Raw genomic sequence first — 532 nt, 5'->3', positions numbered from 1 at the left:
CCCTCTTTTCATACCTATAATAAGTTAATTACTGACGATAGTTATTTCATCAGATGAAACGAATACCAGAGGTTTTTCTATGAAGCGTTCGCCAACTATATAAGTGTTATTTCTAAAAGGTCTTTCATCAGTTTGTTACTGATGGGAGACCTTTTCTTCTATAGTTTTTGTCACTTACATATATTAAATGTTCATAGTGGTACGAAATACGTATCATTCAAGCATTCCTGTAATGGATAATACATCTTTAGACGACTTAGATATAAACACCTCTTAGGTCCATTTGAATGAATTACTAAAAGGGTAAACTAGAAGTTACAAAGGAAATTGATTGTGGCGTGAAGAAAGGGGCGGAAAATATGGATGATTATATGAGGAAGGTAGAACAGGAACTATACATTTGGAGACACAAGATGAATAGAAAATCCAGTCTCATAAGTCGTGCATCTAAGACTACACAAACGAGAATAAATGGTCTTCTACCTGAAAAATTTCATAACATCATGACAGAAAGCATTAAAAACATGGTGAA

General features: G+C 33.5%; 1 protein-coding gene. It reads left to right on the top strand.

The features are described from left to right. Nucleotides 1-359: 359 nt before the first annotated feature. The coding region (locus tag B371_RS24360; RefSeq protein ID WP_040681088.1) for an EcsC family protein at nucleotides 360-532 on the top strand (173 nt) is incomplete at its 3' end.

This window comes from Paenisporosarcina sp. TG20 (assembly GCF_000286315.1).
GTDB lineage: Bacteria > Bacillota > Bacilli > Bacillales_A > Planococcaceae > Paenisporosarcina.
This window is presented reverse-complemented; position numbering and strand designations above follow the sequence as displayed.